Source organism: Duganella sp. HH101 (assembly GCF_001758795.1).
Classification (GTDB): Bacteria; Pseudomonadota; Gammaproteobacteria; order Burkholderiales; family Burkholderiaceae_D; genus Rugamonas; species Rugamonas rivuli.
Genome location: NZ_LRON01000003.1, coordinates 155,201 through 173,711 on the forward strand (window position 1 = coordinate 155,201; position 18,511 = coordinate 173,711).

Consider the following 18,511-nt stretch of genomic DNA (forward strand, 5'->3'; position numbering starts at 1 on the left):
GCTCATCGCTGAGCCGAGGTCAACTGCACAGTTTCCTCGATCCATGGCCGCGCATGTTCGGGCCAGAATTCCGTCGGCGCATAGGTACGCTGCTCGGGATGGAACACCCAGCCCAGATGCGTCTGGACGTCGCCGTCGCCGGAAAAAATGCCGGTGGCGTCGAGCGGATTGCCCGGGTAGTTCTGCACGAAGAGCTTTTTGCACTCGACCGGGTCGGCCTCCTTGGGCCAGTGGTGCTGGGTCGGATGCTGGATGATGGTGTGGCGGTTGCTCCACAGGCCGCGCGCCAGTTCCGCATCGGTATCGCGGTCGACGTACTCCAGGCGCGGCGTCTGCACGCGCACGCCGAAGGCGCTCAAGGCCGCGGCCATGCCGAGTTCATCGCACAGATCGCCCGGCCAGTGCACGTGGTCTTCGCGCGCCAGGTCGCCCAGCTTCCATTCGTCGATGATGCGTATCCAGGCGTCCAGCCAGGGGATGCAGCTTTCGTCGGCCATGACGGTGCCGGAGTTGTAGCGTATCCAGAATTTCTGTTCCGGCCAGCGGATCGACACCAGCGGCGCCTGCCATGACTCCGGTATCGGCGCCACGATGCGGCACTCGACATCCATGTAGAGCACGGTACCGAAGTCCTCCACCCCCTGTCGGATGATGCGCGGATGATTGCACCACGCTTGCAGCAGACTGGAATAATCCTGGTCGATTTCGTACAGGTGGCTGGGGTAGCCGAACCGTTCGCAATCAGCCTGCAAATTTTTGAACATCGCCTTGTAGGGGCCGGAAGCCCAGGCGATACAGGTAAATCTGTGTGGATGGTTTTTATTCACGGTTTTTTTAAGCCTCGCTAAAATTTACGTGGCACTGCTGCATCAACCGTGAGTGTAAGTAAAGTGTCAACTAAGAATCTATCGGATTGTCACATTTAACATTGGTAAGTATGCAATCTCGATAAATTAACAATTGCGTGTCATTTATGCATCATCCTGGCAGTCCCTGCTCCACCAGATAGTCGATAAACGCCCGCACCTTCAGCGCCAGGTGGGGACCGGGCATGTAGACCGCGTGCACGGTGCCGGCATACGGCTCGTCGAATACCCACTCCGGCAGCACCTGCCGCACCCGCCCTTGCGCCAGCGCCGGACGCGCCGTGAAATCCGGCACCAGGCCGATGCCGCCGCCCGCCTCCACCACCGCCATCAGCGCCGCGCTGTTGTTGATCGTCAGCCGCGATGGCACGCGGACGCTGGCCGTCTCGCTGCCGCGCCGCAAGCTCCAGGCGTCGCCGAAACGGGCGTAGCCCAGATAGCTGCACTGATGCGCCGGCAATTCCTGCGGCGATTGCGGCTCGCCATGCGCATCCAGGTACTGCTGCGTGGCCACCAGCACATAAGTCACCGGCCCCAGCGTGCGCGCCGCCAGGCCCGGCGCCAGCTCGGTGGCGATGCGGACCGCCAGGTCCATGCCTTCCTCGATCAGGTCGATCTTGCGGTCCATCAGCTGCAACTCGACATTCACCTCCGGATAGCGCGCCAGGAAGCCGGGCAGCCTGGGCGCCAGCCACACCTGGCCCAGCACGATGGGCGCGCTGACGCGTATCGTGCCGTTCGGCCGCGCGCTGTAGCTGCCGGCCAGCGCATGCACCTCGCGCGCCGTGCTGACCATGCGCACGCAGGCCGCGTGCACCTGCTGGCCCAGCTCGGTCAGCGACAGCGACCGCGTGGTCCGGTGCAGCAGCCGTCCCCCCATGTGCGCCTCCAGCCGCGACACGTGGCGGCTGACCGCCGACGTGGTCAGCTCCAGCTGCCGCGCCGCCGCAGAAAAACCGCCGCTGTCGACCACCTGTGCAAAGATGGCCATCTCCTTCAACATTTCCATCGCATCGCTCCGCCGTTGCAGCTACATCAACAATGCTTTGCATTTTAAGCGGATTGTGTATTTTTTGTGCAGGACCGATACTCAAAGCACCACATCACGCAGGGAGTCATCATGAAACAACGCATTTTGGGCAGCCAGGGTCTGACGGTATCGGCGCAGGGCTTGGGCTGCATGGGCATGAGCAATACCTACGGGCCGGCCGACCAGACCGAAGCGGTCGCCACGCTGCACCGCGCGCTGGAGCTGGGCATCGACTTCTTCGACACGGCCGAGCAATACGGTCCCTATGACAACGAAGCCCTGCTGGGCCGCGCCTTCACCGGCCGCCGCAGCGAGGTCATCCTCGCTACCAAGTTCGGCTTCGATATCCGCGACGGCAAGACCGTCGGCGTGACCAGCGACCCGGCCCATATCCGCACAAAGGTCGAAGGCTCGCTGCGCCGTTTGAACACCGACTACCTCGACCTGCTGTACCAGCACCGCATCGATCCGCTGGTGCCGGTCGAGGACGTGGTGGGCGTGATGGCCGACCTGGTGCGCGAGGGCAAGGTGCGCTACCTCGGCCTGTCCGAGGCGGGCGTGGCCAATATCCGCCGCGCCCATGCGGTGCATCCGATCAGCGTGCTGCAAAGCGAGTATTCGCTGTGGGAGCGCAACCTGGAGGCCGACGTGCTGCCGGCGCTGCGCGAACTGGGCATCGGCCTGGTGGCGTTCAGCCCGCTGGGACGGGGTTTCCTGGCCGGTACCGCCAAGCGCGCGGAAGAGTATCCGCCCAGCGATTTCCGCCATCTGGATCCGCGCCTGCAAGGGCAGAACTTCGACCGCAACATGGAAGCGGCCGCCATCGTGCGCGAGCTGGCCGATCACCGCCTGGTGACGCCGGGGCAGATCGCGCTGGCCTGGGCCATGCACAAGGGCGACGATATCGTCACCATCCCCGGCACGCGCCGCCGCACTTTCCTGGAGCAGAACGTGGCTGCCGCGGAAATCACGCTGGATGAAACCGAGATGGCGGTGCTGGATAACGCGCTGAAGCAGGTGTCCGGCCTGCGCTACAGCAAGGAGCGCATGGCGATGGTGGATCGCTAGAGTACTCGGATGTAATCGCGGCGCACCAGCAAGCGGTCGCCGCAATCGAAGTGCCACCACTCGCTGTTGATGCCGACCCAGCCGGCCTGGAACATCGCGTCGCGCAGCAGGCTGCGGTTGGCGATCTGCTGCGTGGTCAGCTCGCCGCGCGCCAGCAGCTCGGCCTCCAGCGCCGGATGCGAGCGTTCCGACAAGTCATCGAAACCGGTGCCCATGTCCAGCTCGCGGCCGTGCGCATCGAGCAAGGTCAAGTCCAGCGCCATGCCGAAGGAGTGGATCGAACCGCGCACCGGATCGGCGATGTAGCCCAGCAGCTCGGTGCCTTGCAGCGCCAGCCACAGCTGCTCCTGCACGCGTTGCGGACGCAGCGCATCCAGCACCAGCACCTGGCAATCTGGCCGCCGTTCGGCCAGCCACGCCACCACCCGCTCCAGCGCCGCCGCCGCATGGATGTGCAGCCAGCCGCAATCGAGCGGCGAGTACAAATCACGGCCGACGAAGTTGTCCGGCGTGGCATAGCGCAGGTCGACGGCGATGCCGTCTATGCTGTCGAGGCGCCGGAAATCGCCATGGCCGGCAATGTCTTCACAGGTGATGGTGACAGCCATGCGACGCTCCCCGGGGCTATTCGGTCGGCAGCGTGCCGGGCGCCGGTTGCGGCTGCGGCATCACGGTCGGCGGGATCGCCATCACCGGCACCGGGCTGGTCAGCACATCGAGGATGGCCGCCGATTCCGCATCCGGCACGCCGTCATACAGCGACTGGCGATACTTGGACTGGAACACCACCATCACATTGCGGGTAGCCTGGTCCAGCTCGCCCGTCTGCGGCACCGCGTAGCCATGCTGGGCCAGCTTGCGCTGGAACCAGGCCACGTCCGGCAACTGTTCCTGGAACAGCGGCAAGCGCGCCGCCACGCGGCTCGCTTCCGGCCACGCGACCAGGCCGGCGTCGGCCAGCCGCTTCCACGGGAACATCGGGCCGGGATCCTGCTTGCGCTGCGGCGCGATATCGTTGTGGCCGAGGATGTTTTCCGGCTTGATGTCGTGGCGGGCGACAATCTGCTTGAGCAGCAAAATCAGCTGGTCGATCTGGGCCGGCGGGAACGGCGCGTACACGCGGCCCTGCGGCGTCTCGACAAAACCGGGATTGACGATCTCGATGCCGATCGACGCCGAATTGAGCTGGTTATAAATTTTCCAGCTGCTCAGCCCGGCGTGGTTGGCCTGGCGCGATTCGTCCACCAGCGTGTAGAAGAAGGGCTGCTCCGTGTCGGTCAGCAGATAGTGGGCGCTGACTTCCTGCTGGGTCAGTATCTTGATCGAGCGCGGCAGGTCGCTGACCGTGTAGTGCAGGATGATGTACTTGATGCGGTCGCTCTGGCTGCGCGCGCTCAGCGTGGTATCGATACGCGGCCCGGCGGGCGGAGCGGTGGCACAACCGGCCAGCAGGGCGGCGGCGGTGGACAGGGCGGCAAGCGGCAGTAGCTTCATCATTAGCGGTCTCGGCAACGTTTCAATTCCGTGAGTGTAGAGCAATGCGAGCCGCAGCGTGGTGCGCCTGTGCTTCTTTTTGTCGCAGCGACAGTTCCGCCGGCAGCGCAGCGCGCATCGCCTGGGCGATCGACGGATGCAGGCCGGCGGCCCGTCCGCTCAGCACGATGTGGCGCGGACCATAGCGGCCCACCAGCGCCAGCGCGATGCGCGCCAGTTCCTGCCCGGCCTGCTCAAGGATGGCATGTGCCACCGGATCGGCCCCGGCGCTGGCGGCCACGGCCAACGCCAGGCGGCCGATGGCGCCCCGGTCCTGGCCGTAGACGAACTGGCGCGACAAGGCCCAGTCGCTGCCGCCTATCTGTTCGAACACCGCGCGCGCCAGCGCCGATTGCCGCCAGGCGCCGGGTTGTTCGTCCTCGCGCCGCCAGATGTGGCGCAGCGCCTCGCGGGCGATCCAGAAACCGCCGCCTCCATCGTCCAGCGTCACGCCGCGTCCGCCTGCGCGGTGGAAGGCGCCGTCCGCATCGATCCAGGCGGCGATCGAGCCGGTGCCGGCGTAGACCAGATAGCCTTCGCCGGGCGCGAAACTGTCGAGGTAGGCGATCTCCACGTCATTGCGCAGCGTGACGGCATGCGGCGCGATGTGCAGCAGTTGGGCCAGCCATTGCGCCGGCAGCGTGGCCAGGCCGTCGAAGCCGGTCAGGCCCGCGCATACGCCCTGCGGCCGGCCCGCCGCCAGCACCTGCGCGGCCAGCAGCGAGAAGATGCCGCGCACCGCGTCGCGGCCGGCGGCATGGGCCATCTGCGTGGCCGACAGGCCGGCCACGGCGCCCTCGGCGACGATGGTCCCGGCGCGGTCGGCCAGGGCCCAGCGGGTTTGCGTGCCGCCGGCGTCGATGCCCAGTCCCAGCTCGTCCATCATCGCTCCTTAATGGTCAGCGCATGACGCTGACGCGTTCGCTTTCATTGCCCAGGCGGTCGACCGCGCTGACCACCACCGCCTGCGCCGAGCCGCCGGCCGCGTCGTCGGGCAGCAGCAGCACGGGACGCGAAGCCGGGGCCAGCGCGAAACGCCACTCCGAACCGTAGCGCGACCAGATCGCGTAATGCGCGACCGGCTTGCCGGCGCCGGCGGACAGCCGCAGTCCCACGCCATTGCTTTCGCGCCGCGCGGACGCGGCCGGCGCCGGCGGCAGCTCCGATCCCAGCCACGGACTGGCAGGGGCCAGCGCCGCCGTCTGGTAGGCCTGCGCCTTCAGCTGGTCGGCGATGCCCTTGCGATTTTCCATCAGCGCCGCGATGCTGAAGTGCAGATGTCCCTGCACGCCGGCACGGGTGCGCGTGACGCCGATCTGCTTGACGATCTCTTCCGGCGCAAACGCCTTGGCGCTGTTGTCGATGCGGCTGGTGTACAGGCCAGGCCACACATGGCGCGCACGCGTGTTCTGCGCCAGCCAGTAGTCGAGCAGCACGTCGAACGCTTGCGGCGCCTGCGCCACCGGCCAGTACAGCTGCGGCGCCAGGTAGTCCAGCCAGCCGTTGGCCAGCCACAGCTCGGCGTCCGCGTACAGCTTGTCGTACTGGCTGAAACCGACGATGCCGGGCGGGCGGCGGTCCGGACGGCCGATGCCGAACGGGCTGATGCCGAAGCGCACCCAGCTCTTTTCCTTGTGGATGCCGAGATAGAGCGCCTCGATCAGCGAGTTGACGTTCTGGCGGCGCCAGCCGGCGCGGTCCAGCGTGCCGCCGCCCAACAGATAGTGCTGCCACGACGCCTGGTCCGGGAACTCCAGTTCCTGCCTCTGGCCGACGCCGGCGTCCAGCGCCACGCCTTCCGGGCCCGCCGTACTGGCCGAAGCGTCGATCGGGTAGGGATAGAAATAGTCGTCGATGTGGACGCCGTCGATATCGTAGCGGCGCACCACGTCCAGCACCACGTCCAGCGTGTGCTGCGAGGCGGCGGCTTCGCCCGGGTCCATCCACAGGTAGCGGCCGTAGGGCTTGACCACTTCCGGATGGGTGCTGCCGATGTGGCTGCGCGCCAGCGGCGACTTGGCCGTGGCGTGGCGGGCGCGGTAGGGGTTGAACCACGCGTGCAGCTGCAGCCCGCGCGCGTGCGCCTGCTCGATCCAGAATTGCAGCGGATCCCAGGCCGTGGCCGGGGCGCGGCCCTGCTGGCCGGTCAGGAATTCGGACCACGGCTCCAGCTCGGACGGATAGATCGCATCCGCGCTCGGCCGCACTTGCAGCACGATGGCGTTCAGGTTCAGCGCCTGTGCGCGGTCGAGGATGGCGAGGGCTTCGGCCTGCTGCTTGGCCATGGTCAGGTTGTTACGGCTGGGCCAATCGATATTCGCCACGGTCGACACCCACGCGGCGCGGAACTCGCGCGGCGCCGGCGGCGGCAGGTGCATATCGAACGGCGCAGGCGGCGCCATGGGTACGGTGGCGCCAGGGGCCGGTGGGCGCGGCGCGGCGCCGGCCTCCGGAGCGGGCGCTGTCGGTGTGCTGGAACAACCGTCCAGCAGCACGGCCAGGGCGCCGGCCACGCCGGCGGACAAGGTCAGCCGCTTCTTTGCATTAAAAACCAAAACCATTCCCCGAATCTGTTGAGCACCGTATTGTAATGCGCTGGGCGTTTATTTCCTGCCGAATTGCGGATCGATCCGCACCAGCGCCGTCATGAAGAACGCCGGCAGCGTAGCGACACAGGCCCAGATGAAGAAATGCTGATAGCCCAGCTGCTGCTGTATCCAGCCGCTGACCATGCCAGGCACCATCATGCCGAGGGCCATGAAACCGGTGCAGATCGCGTAATGCGCGGTCTTGTGCTCGCCATCGGCCACCAGCACCATGTACAGCATGAAAGCCGAGAAGCCGAAGCCGTAGCCGAACTGTTCCACCGCCAGGCAGGCCGAGATCAGCACGGTGCTGGCCGGCTGCGCGGCGGCCAGGTAGACGAACACCAGGTCCGGCACGTGCATGATGAACACCATCGGCAGCAGGCTGCGCTTGAGGCCGAAGCGGGCGATCACCACGCCGCCTGCCAGCCCGCCCAGCACCAGCGCGCACACGCCGACGGTGCCGTAGACCACGCCGACGGTTTCCGTGCTCAAGCCCAGGCCGCCCTGGGCGCGCGGATCGAGCAGGAAGGGCACGGCCATCTTCAGCAGCTGCGCCTCGCCCAGGCGGTACAGCAGCAGGAAGCCGATAGTGGCCTTGATGCCAGGTTTCTGGAAGAAGCTGCGGAAGGTGTGGATGAAATCCTTCCATAGCGCACCGCCGCCGGCATGGCTGCGGTCGGTATCGGGGCGGGGCAGGATCAGCTGGTGGTAGGCGCCCAGCGCCAGCATCAGCGCCGCCATCGCGGCGAACACCACGGACCAGGCCCAGGCGGGATCGCCGCTGCTGGCGGTCAGGCGGCCGGCGAGGTAGACCAGGCCGCCTTGTCCCGAAATCATCGCCAGCTTGTAGAAAGCGCTGCGCACGCCGACGAAGGCGGCCTGCTGGTGCTGGGTGGGCAGGCCCAGCATGTAATAGCCGTCGGAGGCGATATCGTGGGTGGCCGAGCTGAAGGCCATCAGCCACAGCGCGGCCAGGCTCATGCGGAAGAACTCCGGCAGGTGCAGGGTCAGCGCCACGCTGGCCAGCGCCGCGCCGGTCAGCAGTTGCAGCAGCACGATCCAGCGCCGCTTGGTGCCGAACAGCTCCACGATAGGCGACCAAAGCGGCTTGATCACCCAGGGCAGGTACAACCAGGCGGTGTAGAACGCCAGGTCGGTATTGGACACGCCGAGCTTCTTGTACATCACGGACGACAACATCATCACCGCGACGTAAGGCACAGCCTGGCTGAATGAAATACTGGGCACCCAGAACCAGGCGCTACTTTGTTGCTTCATACATCCTTCCAATCCGGGGTCAAGTCTGACATTTGGACACGAGCTCAACCATACAATGGTTGAGCTCGTGTCCAAATGTCAGACTTGACCCCGGAGTTATTTAAGTGCCGCGCGGACGTTGCCGTCGGATTCGTCGAGCAGGTGTTGGGCTGCTTCGATGGAGGTGTTTTTGACCAGCGCGACGATGGCGACCTTGACCTGGAAATGGCAGCGCTCCAGCACGCCGCGCGCGATGACGGCGTCGACCCCGGTGGCGTGCATGGTCAGCCGCACCGCCCGCTCGACCAGCTTGGCGTTGGTGGCATGCAGGTCCACCATCAGGTTGCCGTAGACTTTGTTCAACCTCACCATCAGCGCGCTCGACAAGGTGTTCAGCACGATCTTCTGCGCCGTGCCGGCCTTGAGCCGCGTGCTGCCCGAGATCACTTCGGCCCCGGTGTCGATGGTGATGCCGATATCGGCCCCGGCCGTCAGCGGCGTGCCGCTGTTGTTGGCGATGCCGACCGTCAAGGCGCCCACCGTGCGCGCCGCCTGCAACGCGCCCAGCACATAGGGCGTGGTGCCCGACGCCGCCACCAGCAGCACCACATCGTTGTAGACCGGATAGAGCAGCCGCAGGTCGGAAGCCCCCTTGGAACGGTCGTCCTCCGCCCCCTCCACCGCCTCGAACATGGCGCCGAGGCCGCCGGCCAGCAGCGCAATGGCGCGCTCATGCGGCCAGGAGAAGGTGGGGAACAACTCCACGCTGTCGAGTATGCCCAGCCGGCCGGATGTACCGGCGCCGACATAGATCAGCCGTCCGCCGGCGGCGATGCGCGGCGCCATCGCCCGCACGGCCGCGACGATGCTTGATTCGGCGGCTTGCACCGCCTGCACGGCTTGCGCCTGGTCGTCGACCAGCGCCGCCACCAATGCCTCAACCGAATATTGATCCAGCTGCGCGTGCTGCGTACTCGGCGTTTCGGTTTTTAGCATGGGTAGTTTTGTTACGTTGCGCGACGCATCTCCGCGACGAAATCATAGTGATCGCTGTGGCAATACGAATGGGTCAGCTCCATCGCCTCGCCCGATTCCAGATAAGCAATACGGGTAATGTACAGCACCGCCTGGCCTTCGGGCACCCCCAGCTGCTTGGCCAGCTCGGCCGACGCATTCATCGCGCGGATGTGCTGCAAGGCGCGCGCCGGCGCCTGGCCTATGCTTTCCAGATACTGGTACAGCGAGGCACCGACCGCGTTCGGGTCGTTGAGCACGGTCTGCGGCAGCACCGACACCTCATACGCCATCACCACGTCGTCGGCCAGGCGCAAACGCTCCAGCCGCGCCACCTTGGAATACGGCGACAGGCCCAGGCTCAGCTGTTCTTCCGGCGTCGGCGTCACCACCGCGCGCTTGAGCCAGCGCGAGCCGGGGATGTGGCCGCGCTGCTGCAACTGCTCGGAAAAACTGGTCAGGTTGGACAGCGGCTGCTCGATGCGCGGCGCAATATAGTTGCCCGATCCGCGACGGCGCACCACCAATCCCTGGTCCACCAGCTGGTCGATCGCCTTGCGCGCAGTCACCCGCGAGACGTTCAACAGCTCCGACAGGGTCCGCTCCGACGGCAGCGCCTGGTCCACCTGGTAGCGGCCGTTGTGCACATCGTCGCTCAATTTACGGGCAATTTGCATGTACAGCGGCGTACTGTCGTTGGCATCCGCCTTGAATTCAAAACTGGTCTGGCTCATTCAAATCTCCTCACGCCTCTAGTGTAATAGTGTTACACGAAACATGTACGCATCAGGACGCCGAAAGTCACAATATTTATACCCATAGCATAACGGCAAGCCCGGCGGAATGCGGCTATTTGGCGGATAATGCTGGATTGTTACATCAGCCCGACCATCCGCACATGTCCAAGAAGTCCACCGCAACCGCGGCCTGCCCCTGCGGCGGCCCTTCCCTGGCAAGCTGCTGCGGCCCGTATATCGACGGCGCCGCCATCCCGCCAACAGCCGAAACGCTGATGCGTTCGCGCTATACCGCCTATGTGCAGCGCAACGAGCCCTACCTGATGGCCACCTGGCACGCCAGCACCCGTCCGGCCGAGCCGATTATGAGCAAGGAAGAAAAATTGCAGTGGCTGGGACTTGAGGTAAAATCTGCTTTACGTTTACGTCAACGTAAAGCAGAGGAGGCCGACCTGACCAGGGATACGGTGGAGTTTGTCGCCCGGTTCAAGACCAATGGCCGGGCGCAGCGTCTGCACGAGATCAGTAATTTTGTGCGCGAACCGGCCGAAGGCGGGCTGCGCTGGTTTTACGTTGACGGTAGTTTTCCAGAATAAATCACTACGACGCGTCCGAGACCACGCGCAAAAGGAAAAGCAATGCCGCAGATCGAAAGCAAACTCAATCCCCGCAGCGAGGATTTCAAAGCCAACGCAGCCGCCATGCAGGCCGTCGTCGATGACTTGCGCGACAAGGTCGCCAAGATCGCCCTCGGCGGCGGCGAGGCGGCATCGGCCAAGCACGTCGCCCGCGGCAAACTGCTGCCGCGCGACCGCGTGCAGATGCTGCTCGATCCCGGCACGCCCTTCCTCGAACTGTCGCAGATGGCAGCCTACGGCATGTACCAGGACGCCAACGGCGTCGACGCCGCGCCGGCCGCCGGCATCATCACCGGCATCGGCCGCGTGGCCGGCCAGGAATGCGTGATCGTCTGTAACGACGCCACCGTCAAGGGCGGCACCTACTACCCGATCACGGTCAAGAAGCACCTGCGCGCACAGGAAATCGCCGACCAGAACAACCTGCCGTGCATCTACCTCGTGGACTCGGGCGGCGCCAACCTGCCGAACCAGGACGACGTCTTCCCGGACCGCGACCACTTCGGCCGCATCTTCTACAACCAGGCCAACCTGTCGGCCAAGGGCATCCCGCAGATCGCCGTGGTGATGGGCTCCTGCACCGCCGGCGGCGCGTACGTGCCGGCGATGAGCGACGAATCGATCATCGTCAAGGAACAGGGCACCATCTTCCTCGGCGGCCCGCCGCTGGTCAAAGCCGCCACCGGCGAAGTGGTGACGGCCGAAGACCTGGGCGGCGGCGATGTCCACACCCGCCTGTCCGGCGTGGCCGACCACCTGGCGCAGAACGACCTGCACGCGCTGTCGCTGGCGCGCACCATCGTCTCCAATCTGAACCGCACCAAGCCCCAGCAGGGCGCGTTGCGCGAAGCGGTGGAACCGAAGTACGCCACCGAAGAACTGTACGGCGTGATCCCGGTCGACACCCGCAAGCCGTTCGATGTGAGAGAGGTCATCGCGCGCATCGTCGACGGCAGCGAGTTCGATGAGTTCAAGGCGCGCTACGGCACCACGCTGATCTGCGGCTTTGCCCACATCTTCGGCATGAAGGTCGGCATCATCGCCAACAACGGCATCCTGTTCTCCGAGTCCGCGCTGAAGGGCGCGCACTTCATCGAGCTGTGCGCGCAACGCAAGATCCCGCTGGTGTTCCTGCAAAATATCACCGGCTTCATGGTCGGCCGCAAGTACGAAAACGAAGGCATCGCCCGCAACGGCGCCAAGATGGTGACGGCTGTCGCCACCGCCGCCGTGCCCAAGTTCACCGTCATCATCGGCGGCAGCTTCGGCGCAGGCAACTACGGCATGTGCGGCCGCGCCTTCTCGCCGCGCTTCATGTGGATGTGGCCTAACGCCCGCATCTCCGTCATGGGCGGCGACCAGGCGGCATCGGTGCTGGCCACCGTCAAGCGCGACGGCATCGAAGGCAAGGGCGGCTCGTGGACGGCGGAAGAAGAAGCCGCGTTCAAGCAGCCGATCAAGGATCAATACGAACACCAGGGCCACCCGTACTACGCCACCGCGCGCCTGTGGGACGACGGCGTGATCGACCCGGCCGACACCCGCATGGTGCTGGGCCTGGGCCTGTCCGCCGCGCTCAATGCCGAAATCCCCGACACCAAGTTCGGCGTCTTCAGGATGTAAGCAGAAGATGACCATGCAGACCCGATACCGACAAGGACTGGCCGCGCCGCTGCTCGCAGCGGCATGCGCTGCGGCGCACGCCGGTCCCTTGCCGGTGGTCGACGCGCGCATGGGCGAGCGGGTGATCGCGATCCCCGCCAAAATAGGCGGCGCCGACATCACGCTGCAAACCACCATCTACAAGCCGCCGGGCGAAGGCCCGTTCCCGGTGCTGTTCATGAACCACGGTAAAAACGGCGGGGACGCCCACCAGCAGGAACGCGCACGCTATCCGGTCATCAGCCGCGAATTCGTCAAGCGCGGCTACGCGGTCGTGATCCCGATGCGGCAGGGCTTTGCCGGTTCGGGCGGGACCTACGTCAACTCCCACTGCGAGGCCCGGCATAACGGCGAGGACCAAGCCTCATCGCTGTACTTCGCGATGACCTACGTGATGAAGCAGCCGTGGGCCGACCAGCAGCACGTCATCATCGCAGGACAGTCGCATGGCGGCCTGACGGCCATCGCAGCGGGTAGCCACAACATCAGCGGCGTGCAGGGCGTGATCAACTTCGCCGGAGGGGTCAACAGCCGCTCGCACTGCAACTGGCAGGCCGCGCTGGTGGACGCCTTCAAGGCCTACGGCGCGGTCGGCACCACGCCGAGCATCTGGTTCTACGGCGCCAACGACAAACACTTCGGCCCCACTCTCGCTGCCGCCATGTACGCGGCCTACACCGGCGCCGGCGGCAAGGCGCAGCTGGTGGCCTACGGGCCGTTCAAGCGCGATGCGCACGGCATGAGCTCCAGCCCGGACGGCGTCCACATCTGGCTGCCCGAGACCATGCGCTTCCTGCAAGGCGTGGGCATGCCGACCGAAATCAAATACACCATCAAGGACTAGAGATGAGCTTAGAGATCAGCTTTACCACGCTGACCATCAGCCGCGAAGGCAAGGTCGCCACCGTCACGCTGAACCGCCCGGACGTGCGCAACGCCTTCAACGAAGAGACCATCGCCGAAATCACGCGCGCCTTCGGCGAGCTGGGTACCGAAGAAGACTTGCGCGCCATCGTGCTGGCCGCGAACGGCCCGGCCTTCTGCGCCGGCGCCGACTTGAACTGGATGAAAAAAATGGCGGGCTACACGCACGCCGAAAACCATGCCGACGCTCTGCAACTGGCGGAGATGCTGCGCACGATCTACCTGTGTCCCAAGCCCGTGGTGGCCAAGGTGCAGGGCGATTGCTACGCCGGCGGCATGGGCCTGGTGGCCGCATGCGACATCATCGTCGCGGCCGACCAGGCCAATTTCTGCCTGAGCGAAGTGAAGCTGGGATTGATCCCCGCGACCATTTCGCCTTACGTGATCAAGGCCATGGGCGAGAACGCGTCGCGCCGCTACTTCCTCACCGCCGAGCGATTCGGCGCGCAGGAAGCGCTGCGCATCGGCTTCGCGCACGAAGTGGTGGCCGCCGACGCGCTAGATGCCAAGGTGGCGGAGATCGTCAAGGCGCTGGTCAACAACAGCCCGAACGCCGTGCGGCAAGCCAAGACGCTGGTGCGCGACGTGGTCGGGCAAACCGTCAACGATGCGCTGCTGGCCGACACCGCCGAGCGCATCGCCCATATCCGCGCCTCGGAACAGGGCCGCGAAGGCGTGGCCTCGTTCCTGGAGAAGCGCAAGCCGTCATGGCTGAGTTAATACCGTTCTCCCCGCGCAGCGGGGAGAACAAAAAAATAGTTTGGAGCTTCTTTGGAATTGAATAAACAAAGCGACTGGGTCGCACGCAGCCTGCGCAGCGTATGGCATCCGTGCACCCAGATGCAGCACCACGAAACCGTGCCCCTGATTCCGGTCAAGAGCGGCAAGGGCGCGTGGCTGTACGACCATGAAGGCCGCCGCTACCTGGACGCGATCAGCTCCTGGTGGGTGAACCTGTTCGGCCACGCCAACCCGCGCATCAACGCCGCGCTGAAGGACCAGCTGGACACGCTGGAGCACGCCATGCTCGCCGGCTTCACGCACGAACCGGTGATCGAATTGTCCGAGAAGCTGTCGGCGCTGACCGGCCATGTGCTCGGCCACAGCTTCTACGCCAGCGACGGCGCATCGGCGGTGGAAATCGCGCTGAAAATGAGCTTCCACTCCTGGCGCAACAACGGCAAGAGCGGCAAGCAGGAATTCGTCTGCCTCAAGGGCAGCTACCACGGCGAGACCATAGGCGCATTGGCCGTCACCGACGTCGCCCTGTTCAAGGACGCCTACGGCCCGCTGCTGCGCGCCTCGCAAACGGTGATGTCGCCGGACGCCCGCAATGCCGGCCCCGGTGAAACCGCCGAAGACATGGCCCGCAAAGCAGCGGCCGACGTCGAGCGCCTGTTCAGCGAACGCGCCGACAAGATCGCCGCCATCATCATCGAGCCGCTGGTGCAATGCGCCACCGGCATGGCGATGCACGATCCGCTGTACCTGAAGCTGGTGCGCGAGCTGTGCGACCGCCACTCGGTGCACCTGATCCTCGACGAAATCGCCGTCGGCTGCGGCCGCACCGGCACCTTCTTCGCCTGCGAGCAGGCCGGCGTGTGGCCGGACTTCCTGTGCCTGTCCAAGGGCATCAGCGGCGGCTACCTGCCGCTGTCGCTGGTGATGACGCGCAACGAGATCTATGAAGCCTTCTACAGCAGCGACGTCACACGCGGCTTCCTGCACTCGCACTCGTACACCGGCAACCCGCTGGCCTGCCGCGCCGCGCTGGCGACGCTGCAAATCTTCGAGGAAGACGACGTGCTGGCGACCAACCGCGTGAAGGCCGCTCGCCTGACCGCCGCGCTGCAACCGCTGGCGCAGCACCAGCAGGTGCGCAACTTCCGCCAGCGCGGCATGATCTGGGCCTTCGACGCCATCGACGCCACGCCGGACTTCTCGCGCCGCTTCTTCGCCACGGCGGTGGAGCACGAGCTGCTGATGCGCCCCATCGGTTCCACCGTCTACATGATGCCGCCGTATATCCTCAACGACGAGGAAATCGACGGCCTCGCCGCCAACACGCTGGCCGTGTTCGACAAAGTGATGGCGGGCTGACCATGGACATGCTCAATCGCCTCAGCCAACAGCTGCAAACGCTGGAAGAACAGGACCTGATCCGCACCCGCCGCACCGTCGACACGCCCTGCGGCCCCCGCGTATCGGTGGACGGCCGCGAACTGCTGGCCTTCTGCACCAACGACTACCTTGGCCTGGCCAACCACCGCAGCATCAAGCTCGCCCTGCAGGAAGGCGCGGCGATGTACGGCGTCGGCAGCGGCGCCTCGCACCTGATCAGCGGCCATGGCCGCGCCCACGCCATGCTGGAAGAGCGGCTGGTGGAATTCGTCGGCGCGCACCTTGTGTCGCCGCGCGCGCTCACCTTCTGCACCGGCTACATGGCCAACCTCGCCATCGTCACCGGCCTGACCGCCGGCGACCGCGACGCCGACATCTTCTCCGAATCGCTGAACCACGCCTCGCTGATCGACGGCGCCCGCCTGTCGCGCGCCAACGTCCAGGTCTACCCGCATGCCGACCTGGAAGCGCTGTCGCGGATGCTGGCCGCGTCCAAGGCCGCTACCAAGCTGGTAGTGACGGACAGCGTCTTCAGCATGGACGGCGACCTGGCGCCGCTGCCGCAGCTGCTGGCCTTGTGCGAACAACACGGCGCCTGGCTGGTGGTGGACGACGCCCACGGCTTCGGCACGCTGGGCGACAACGGCCACGGCGCGCTGGAGCACTTCAATCTGCGTTCGCCCAACCTGGTCTATATGGGCACGCTGGGCAAGGCGGCCGGCGTCAGCGGCGCTTTCGTCGCCGCGCACGAGACGGTGATCGAAACGCTGATCCAGAAAGCCCGCCCCTACATCTTCACCACCGCCACGCCGCCGGCGCTGGCGCACGCGCTGCTGACCAGCCTTGAACTGCTGGAAGGCGAAGAAGGCCGCGCGCGACGCGCACAGCTGCAGGCTTTGGTGGCACAATTGGACGATGGCCGGGTTGGACTACAGCTGAAGCGCTGGCAGCGCCTGCCCTCGATGACTGCGATCCAGCCCATCCTGATAGGCGATAATGCCGAAACCATGCGCGCCGGCGCGGCCTTGTACGAACAGGGCCTGTGGGTCGGCACCATCCGTCCGCCGACCGTGGCGCCGGGCACCTCGCGCCTGCGCGTGACGCTGTCGGCAGGGCATAGCAGCATGGAAGTCGCAAAGCTGATAGCTGCGATCAATGCATTGGAAAGGACTTGATATGAGTCTCGACGATCCCGTCATCACCGTGGCCGCACCGCAGACGCAGGCGCAGCCCGCGCCCGCCGCCAGCGGCATCCCGCCGCGTTTCAGCTGCTTCGTCACCGGCACCGACACCGAAATCGGCAAGACGCTGATTTCATCTGCGATGCTGTACGCGCTGGTGCAGGCCGGCGTACGCGCCTGCGGCATGAAGCCGGTGGCCGCCGGCGCCGAACTGCGCGACGGCGAATGGCACAACGACGACTGCGACCAGCTGGCCGCCGCCGGCAATGTCCACCTGCTGCAATCGATCACAACGCCGTTCCTGCTGAGGGAACCGGCCGCGCCGCACATCGCCGCCGCGCTGGAAGGCGTCACCATTTCGCCGGTGCCGATTCTGGCGGCCTACATCGAGATCAACGCCGCCTCCGACGCCACGGTGGTGGAAGGCGTGGGCGGTTTCCGCGTGCCGCTGAACGACGACTTCGACACCGCCGACCTGGCCGAGCAGCTCGACCTGCCGGTGGTGCTGGTGGTCGGCCTGCGGCTGGGCTGCATCAGCCACGCGCTGCTGACGGTGGAAGCGATCGAGGCGCGCGGCCTGCGCCTGGCCGGCTGGGTCGCCAACGAAACGCAGGCCGACATGGCCTTCGCCGACGAAAACGTCGCCGCGCTGGAACAGCGCATCAGCGCACCGCTGCTGGGCCGCGTGCCACGCCTGGCCGAACCCGGCGCACGCGCCGCCGCCGAATATATCGACTTTACGCAGCTGCCCAACTGGCCAGCTCAGAACAAACTTTGAACGAAGAAGGAATCACGATGTCCCTGAACACCCTGCAAGAACCGAAAACCGTAGCGCTGCACCGTCCAACGGCCGCCATCACCTTGCCGCCCGCCGCGACGTGGCCGCTGGACGACGTGATGGCCTTGTTCGATCTGCCGTTCAATGACCTGATGTTCCGCGCACAGGAAACGCATCGCGCCAACTTCCCGGACGGCGACGTCGAACTGGCCACGCTGCTGTCGATCAAGACCGGCGGTTGCGAGGAAGACTGCGGCTACTGCCCGCAAGCGGCGCGCTACGACACCGGCGTCGAAGCCAAGAAGATCCTCGACATCGACACCGTGCTGGACGCGGCCAGGCAGGCCAAGGACAACGGCGCGACGCGCTTCTGCATGGGCGCGGCATGGCGCAGCCCGAAAGACCGCGACATGGACAAGGTCGAAGAGATGGTGCGCGAAGTGAAGGCGCTGGGCCTGGAGACCTGCGCCACGCTGGGTATGCTGGAAGAAAAACAGGCCGAGCGCCTGAAGGCCGCCGGCCTCGATTACTACAACCACAACCTGGACACCGCACCTGAGTTCTACGACAACGTGATCTCCACCCGCGAATACCAGGACCGCCTGGACACGCTGGGCCGCATCCGCGAAGCGGGCCTGAAGGTCTGCTGCGGCGGCATCGTCGGCATGGGCGAATCGCGCCTGCAACGCGCCGGTTTGATCGCGCAGCTGGCCAACCTGAATCCGTATCCTGAGTCGGTGCCGGTCAACCACCTGGTGCAGGTGGAAGGCACGCCGCTGTACGGCATGGACCCGCTGGACCCGTTCGAATTCGTGCGCACCATCGCCGTGGCCCGCATCACGATGCCGAAGGCGCGCGTGCGTCTGTCGGCAGGCCGCCGCCAGATGGGCGAAGCGGTGCAAGCCATGTGCTTCCTGGCCGGCGCCAATTCGATCTTCTACGGCGACAAGCTGCTGACCACCGATAACCCGGAAGCGGAAGACGACCGCACGCTGCTGAACAAACTGGGCCTGAAAACCCGTGGCGCCGTGCTGGACTCGGCGCCGAAGGAGAAGTGCGGCTGCTGATCCAGCCCAAGGCTCCACCACACGATAAAAAAACTTCCAGCCACAAG

General features: G+C 65.7%; 18 protein-coding genes. 9 read left to right on the top strand and 9 right to left on the bottom strand.

Annotated elements, in window-relative coordinates; translation table 11 throughout:
- Positions 1-2: 2 nt before the first annotated feature.
- A complete protein-coding gene (locus DUGA2_RS05850; protein ID WP_070267878.1) occupies positions 3-764 on the bottom strand; it encodes a hypothetical protein in 762 nt (253 codons plus the stop codon).
- 214 nt (positions 765-978) lie between these two features.
- Positions 979-1,875: a LysR family transcriptional regulator gene (locus tag DUGA2_RS05855; protein WP_070267879.1), complete on the bottom strand. Its 897-nt coding sequence runs from the start codon at positions 1,873-1,875 to the stop codon at positions 979-981.
- 111 nt (positions 1,876-1,986) lie between these two features.
- On the opposite strand from DUGA2_RS05855, the gene DUGA2_RS05860 reads away from it, so the two are divergent.
- On the top strand, positions 1,987-2,964 hold the full coding sequence (locus DUGA2_RS05860) for an aldo/keto reductase (protein WP_070267880.1): 978 nt from the start codon (positions 1,987-1,989) through the stop codon (positions 2,962-2,964).
- On the opposite strand, the gene DUGA2_RS05865 is transcribed toward DUGA2_RS05860, so the two are convergent.
- The 7 genes from DUGA2_RS05865 to DUGA2_RS05895 all read right to left on the bottom strand — a co-directional run bounded on the left by DUGA2_RS05865 (position 2,961) and on the right by DUGA2_RS05895 (position 10,090).
- Positions 2,961-3,572 (bottom strand): M15 family metallopeptidase, encoded by a 612-nt coding sequence (locus DUGA2_RS05865; protein WP_070267881.1) that lies wholly within the window; start codon positions 3,570-3,572, stop codon positions 2,961-2,963. The two genes, DUGA2_RS05860 and DUGA2_RS05865, sit on opposite strands and share 4 nt — an antisense overlap.
- A gap of 16 nt (positions 3,573-3,588) precedes the next feature.
- Positions 3,589-4,458 (bottom strand): N-acetylmuramoyl-L-alanine amidase, encoded by an 870-nt coding sequence (locus DUGA2_RS05870; protein WP_070268339.1) that lies wholly within the window; start codon positions 4,456-4,458, stop codon positions 3,589-3,591.
- Between the two features lie 22 nt (positions 4,459-4,480).
- Positions 4,481-5,380 carry an N-acetylglucosamine kinase gene (locus DUGA2_RS05875; protein ID WP_070267882.1) on the bottom strand — a complete coding sequence of 300 codons (900 nt, stop codon included), beginning with the start codon at positions 5,378-5,380 and terminating at the stop codon, positions 4,481-4,483.
- A 16-nt stretch (positions 5,381-5,396) separates the two neighbouring features.
- A complete protein-coding gene (locus DUGA2_RS05880; protein ID WP_070267883.1) occupies positions 5,397-7,058 on the bottom strand; it encodes a glycoside hydrolase family 10 protein in 1,662 nt (553 codons plus the stop codon).
- A gap of 42 nt (positions 7,059-7,100) precedes the next feature.
- The gene (locus tag DUGA2_RS05885; RefSeq protein ID WP_070267885.1) at positions 7,101-8,363 is read right to left on the bottom strand and encodes an MFS transporter; all 1,263 of its coding nucleotides are present in this window, start codon (positions 8,361-8,363) and stop codon (positions 7,101-7,103) included.
- A gap of 96 nt (positions 8,364-8,459) precedes the next feature.
- Positions 8,460-9,338 (bottom strand): N-acetylmuramic acid 6-phosphate etherase, encoded by an 879-nt coding sequence (locus tag DUGA2_RS05890; protein ID WP_070267891.1) that lies wholly within the window; start codon positions 9,336-9,338, stop codon positions 8,460-8,462.
- Positions 9,339-9,349: 11 nt separating this feature from the next.
- Positions 9,350-10,090: a GntR family transcriptional regulator gene (locus tag DUGA2_RS05895; protein WP_008443158.1), complete on the bottom strand. Its 741-nt coding sequence runs from the start codon at positions 10,088-10,090 to the stop codon at positions 9,350-9,352.
- Positions 10,091-10,254: 164 nt separating this feature from the next.
- On the opposite strand from DUGA2_RS05895, the gene DUGA2_RS05900 reads away from it, so the two are divergent.
- The 8 genes from DUGA2_RS05900 to bioB are packed head-to-tail and all read left to right on the top strand — an operon-like array spanning position 10,255 to position 18,464.
- Complete coding sequence (locus DUGA2_RS05900; RefSeq protein ID WP_070267893.1) at positions 10,255-10,689, top strand: YchJ family protein; 435 nt, start codon at positions 10,255-10,257, stop codon at positions 10,687-10,689.
- A gap of 42 nt (positions 10,690-10,731) precedes the next feature.
- The gene (locus DUGA2_RS05905; protein WP_070267895.1) at positions 10,732-12,354 is read left to right on the top strand and encodes a carboxyl transferase domain-containing protein; all 1,623 of its coding nucleotides are present in this window, start codon (positions 10,732-10,734) and stop codon (positions 12,352-12,354) included.
- 13 nt (positions 12,355-12,367) lie between these two features.
- Entirely contained in the window at positions 12,368-13,237 is an 870-nt protein-coding gene (locus DUGA2_RS05910; protein WP_229214603.1) for a dienelactone hydrolase family protein, read from the top strand.
- Between the two features lie 2 nt (positions 13,238-13,239).
- Positions 13,240-14,037: an enoyl-CoA hydratase/isomerase family protein gene (locus tag DUGA2_RS05915; RefSeq protein ID WP_070267899.1), complete on the top strand. Its 798-nt coding sequence runs from the start codon at positions 13,240-13,242 to the stop codon at positions 14,035-14,037.
- A gap of 51 nt (positions 14,038-14,088) precedes the next feature.
- Positions 14,089-15,417, top strand: coding sequence for an adenosylmethionine--8-amino-7-oxononanoate transaminase (bioA, locus tag DUGA2_RS05920; RefSeq protein ID WP_070267901.1), 1,329 nt, complete (start codon positions 14,089-14,091; stop codon positions 15,415-15,417).
- 2 nt (positions 15,418-15,419) lie between these two features.
- Positions 15,420-16,613, top strand: coding sequence for an 8-amino-7-oxononanoate synthase (gene bioF / locus DUGA2_RS05925; RefSeq protein WP_070267902.1), 1,194 nt, complete (start codon positions 15,420-15,422; stop codon positions 16,611-16,613).
- 1 nt (position 16,614) lies between these two features.
- On the top strand, positions 16,615-17,397 hold the full coding sequence (gene bioD / locus DUGA2_RS05930) for a dethiobiotin synthase (protein WP_070267903.1): 783 nt from the start codon (positions 16,615-16,617) through the stop codon (positions 17,395-17,397).
- A 17-nt stretch (positions 17,398-17,414) separates the two neighbouring features.
- Positions 17,415-18,464 carry a biotin synthase BioB gene (bioB, locus tag DUGA2_RS05935; RefSeq protein WP_070268341.1) on the top strand — a complete coding sequence of 350 codons (1,050 nt, stop codon included), beginning with the start codon at positions 17,415-17,417 and terminating at the stop codon, positions 18,462-18,464.
- Positions 18,465-18,511: the final 47 nt, after the last annotated feature.

Bases quoted from the DNA above. Each gene is read 5' to 3' on its own strand.
- DUGA2_RS05850 (WP_070267878.1), bottom strand. From the start codon at position 764: ATGTTCAAAAATTTGCAGGCTGATTGCGAACGGTTCGGCTACCCCAGC.
- DUGA2_RS05855 (WP_070267879.1), bottom strand. From the start codon at position 1,875: ATGGAAATGTTGAAGGAGATGGCCATCTTTGCACAGGTGGTCGACAGC.
- DUGA2_RS05860 (WP_070267880.1), top strand. From the start codon at position 1,987: ATGAAACAACGCATTTTGGGCAGCCAGGGTCTGACGGTATCGGCGCAG.
- DUGA2_RS05865 (WP_070267881.1), bottom strand. From the start codon at position 3,572: ATGGCTGTCACCATCACCTGTGAAGACATTGCCGGCCATGGCGATTTC.
- DUGA2_RS05870 (WP_070268339.1), bottom strand. From the start codon at position 4,458: ATGAAGCTACTGCCGCTTGCCGCCCTGTCCACCGCCGCCGCCCTGCTG.
- DUGA2_RS05875 (WP_070267882.1), bottom strand. From the start codon at position 5,380: ATGGACGAGCTGGGACTGGGCATCGACGCCGGCGGCACGCAAACCCGC.
- DUGA2_RS05880 (WP_070267883.1), bottom strand. From the start codon at position 7,058: ATGGTTTTGGTTTTTAATGCAAAGAAGCGGCTGACCTTGTCCGCCGGC.
- DUGA2_RS05885 (WP_070267885.1), bottom strand. From the start codon at position 8,363: ATGAAGCAACAAAGTAGCGCCTGGTTCTGGGTGCCCAGTATTTCATTC.
- DUGA2_RS05890 (WP_070267891.1), bottom strand. From the start codon at position 9,338: ATGCTAAAAACCGAAACGCCGAGTACGCAGCACGCGCAGCTGGATCAA.
- DUGA2_RS05895 (WP_008443158.1), bottom strand. From the start codon at position 10,090: ATGAGCCAGACCAGTTTTGAATTCAAGGCGGATGCCAACGACAGTACG.
- DUGA2_RS05900 (WP_070267893.1), top strand. From the start codon at position 10,255: ATGTCCAAGAAGTCCACCGCAACCGCGGCCTGCCCCTGCGGCGGCCCT.
- DUGA2_RS05905 (WP_070267895.1), top strand. From the start codon at position 10,732: ATGCCGCAGATCGAAAGCAAACTCAATCCCCGCAGCGAGGATTTCAAA.
- DUGA2_RS05910 (WP_229214603.1), top strand. From the start codon at position 12,368: ATGCAGACCCGATACCGACAAGGACTGGCCGCGCCGCTGCTCGCAGCG.
- DUGA2_RS05915 (WP_070267899.1), top strand. From the start codon at position 13,240: ATGAGCTTAGAGATCAGCTTTACCACGCTGACCATCAGCCGCGAAGGC.
- bioF (WP_070267902.1), top strand. From the start codon at position 15,420: ATGGACATGCTCAATCGCCTCAGCCAACAGCTGCAAACGCTGGAAGAA.
- bioD (WP_070267903.1), top strand. From the start codon at position 16,615: ATGAGTCTCGACGATCCCGTCATCACCGTGGCCGCACCGCAGACGCAG.
- bioB (WP_070268341.1), top strand. From the start codon at position 17,415: ATGTCCCTGAACACCCTGCAAGAACCGAAAACCGTAGCGCTGCACCGT.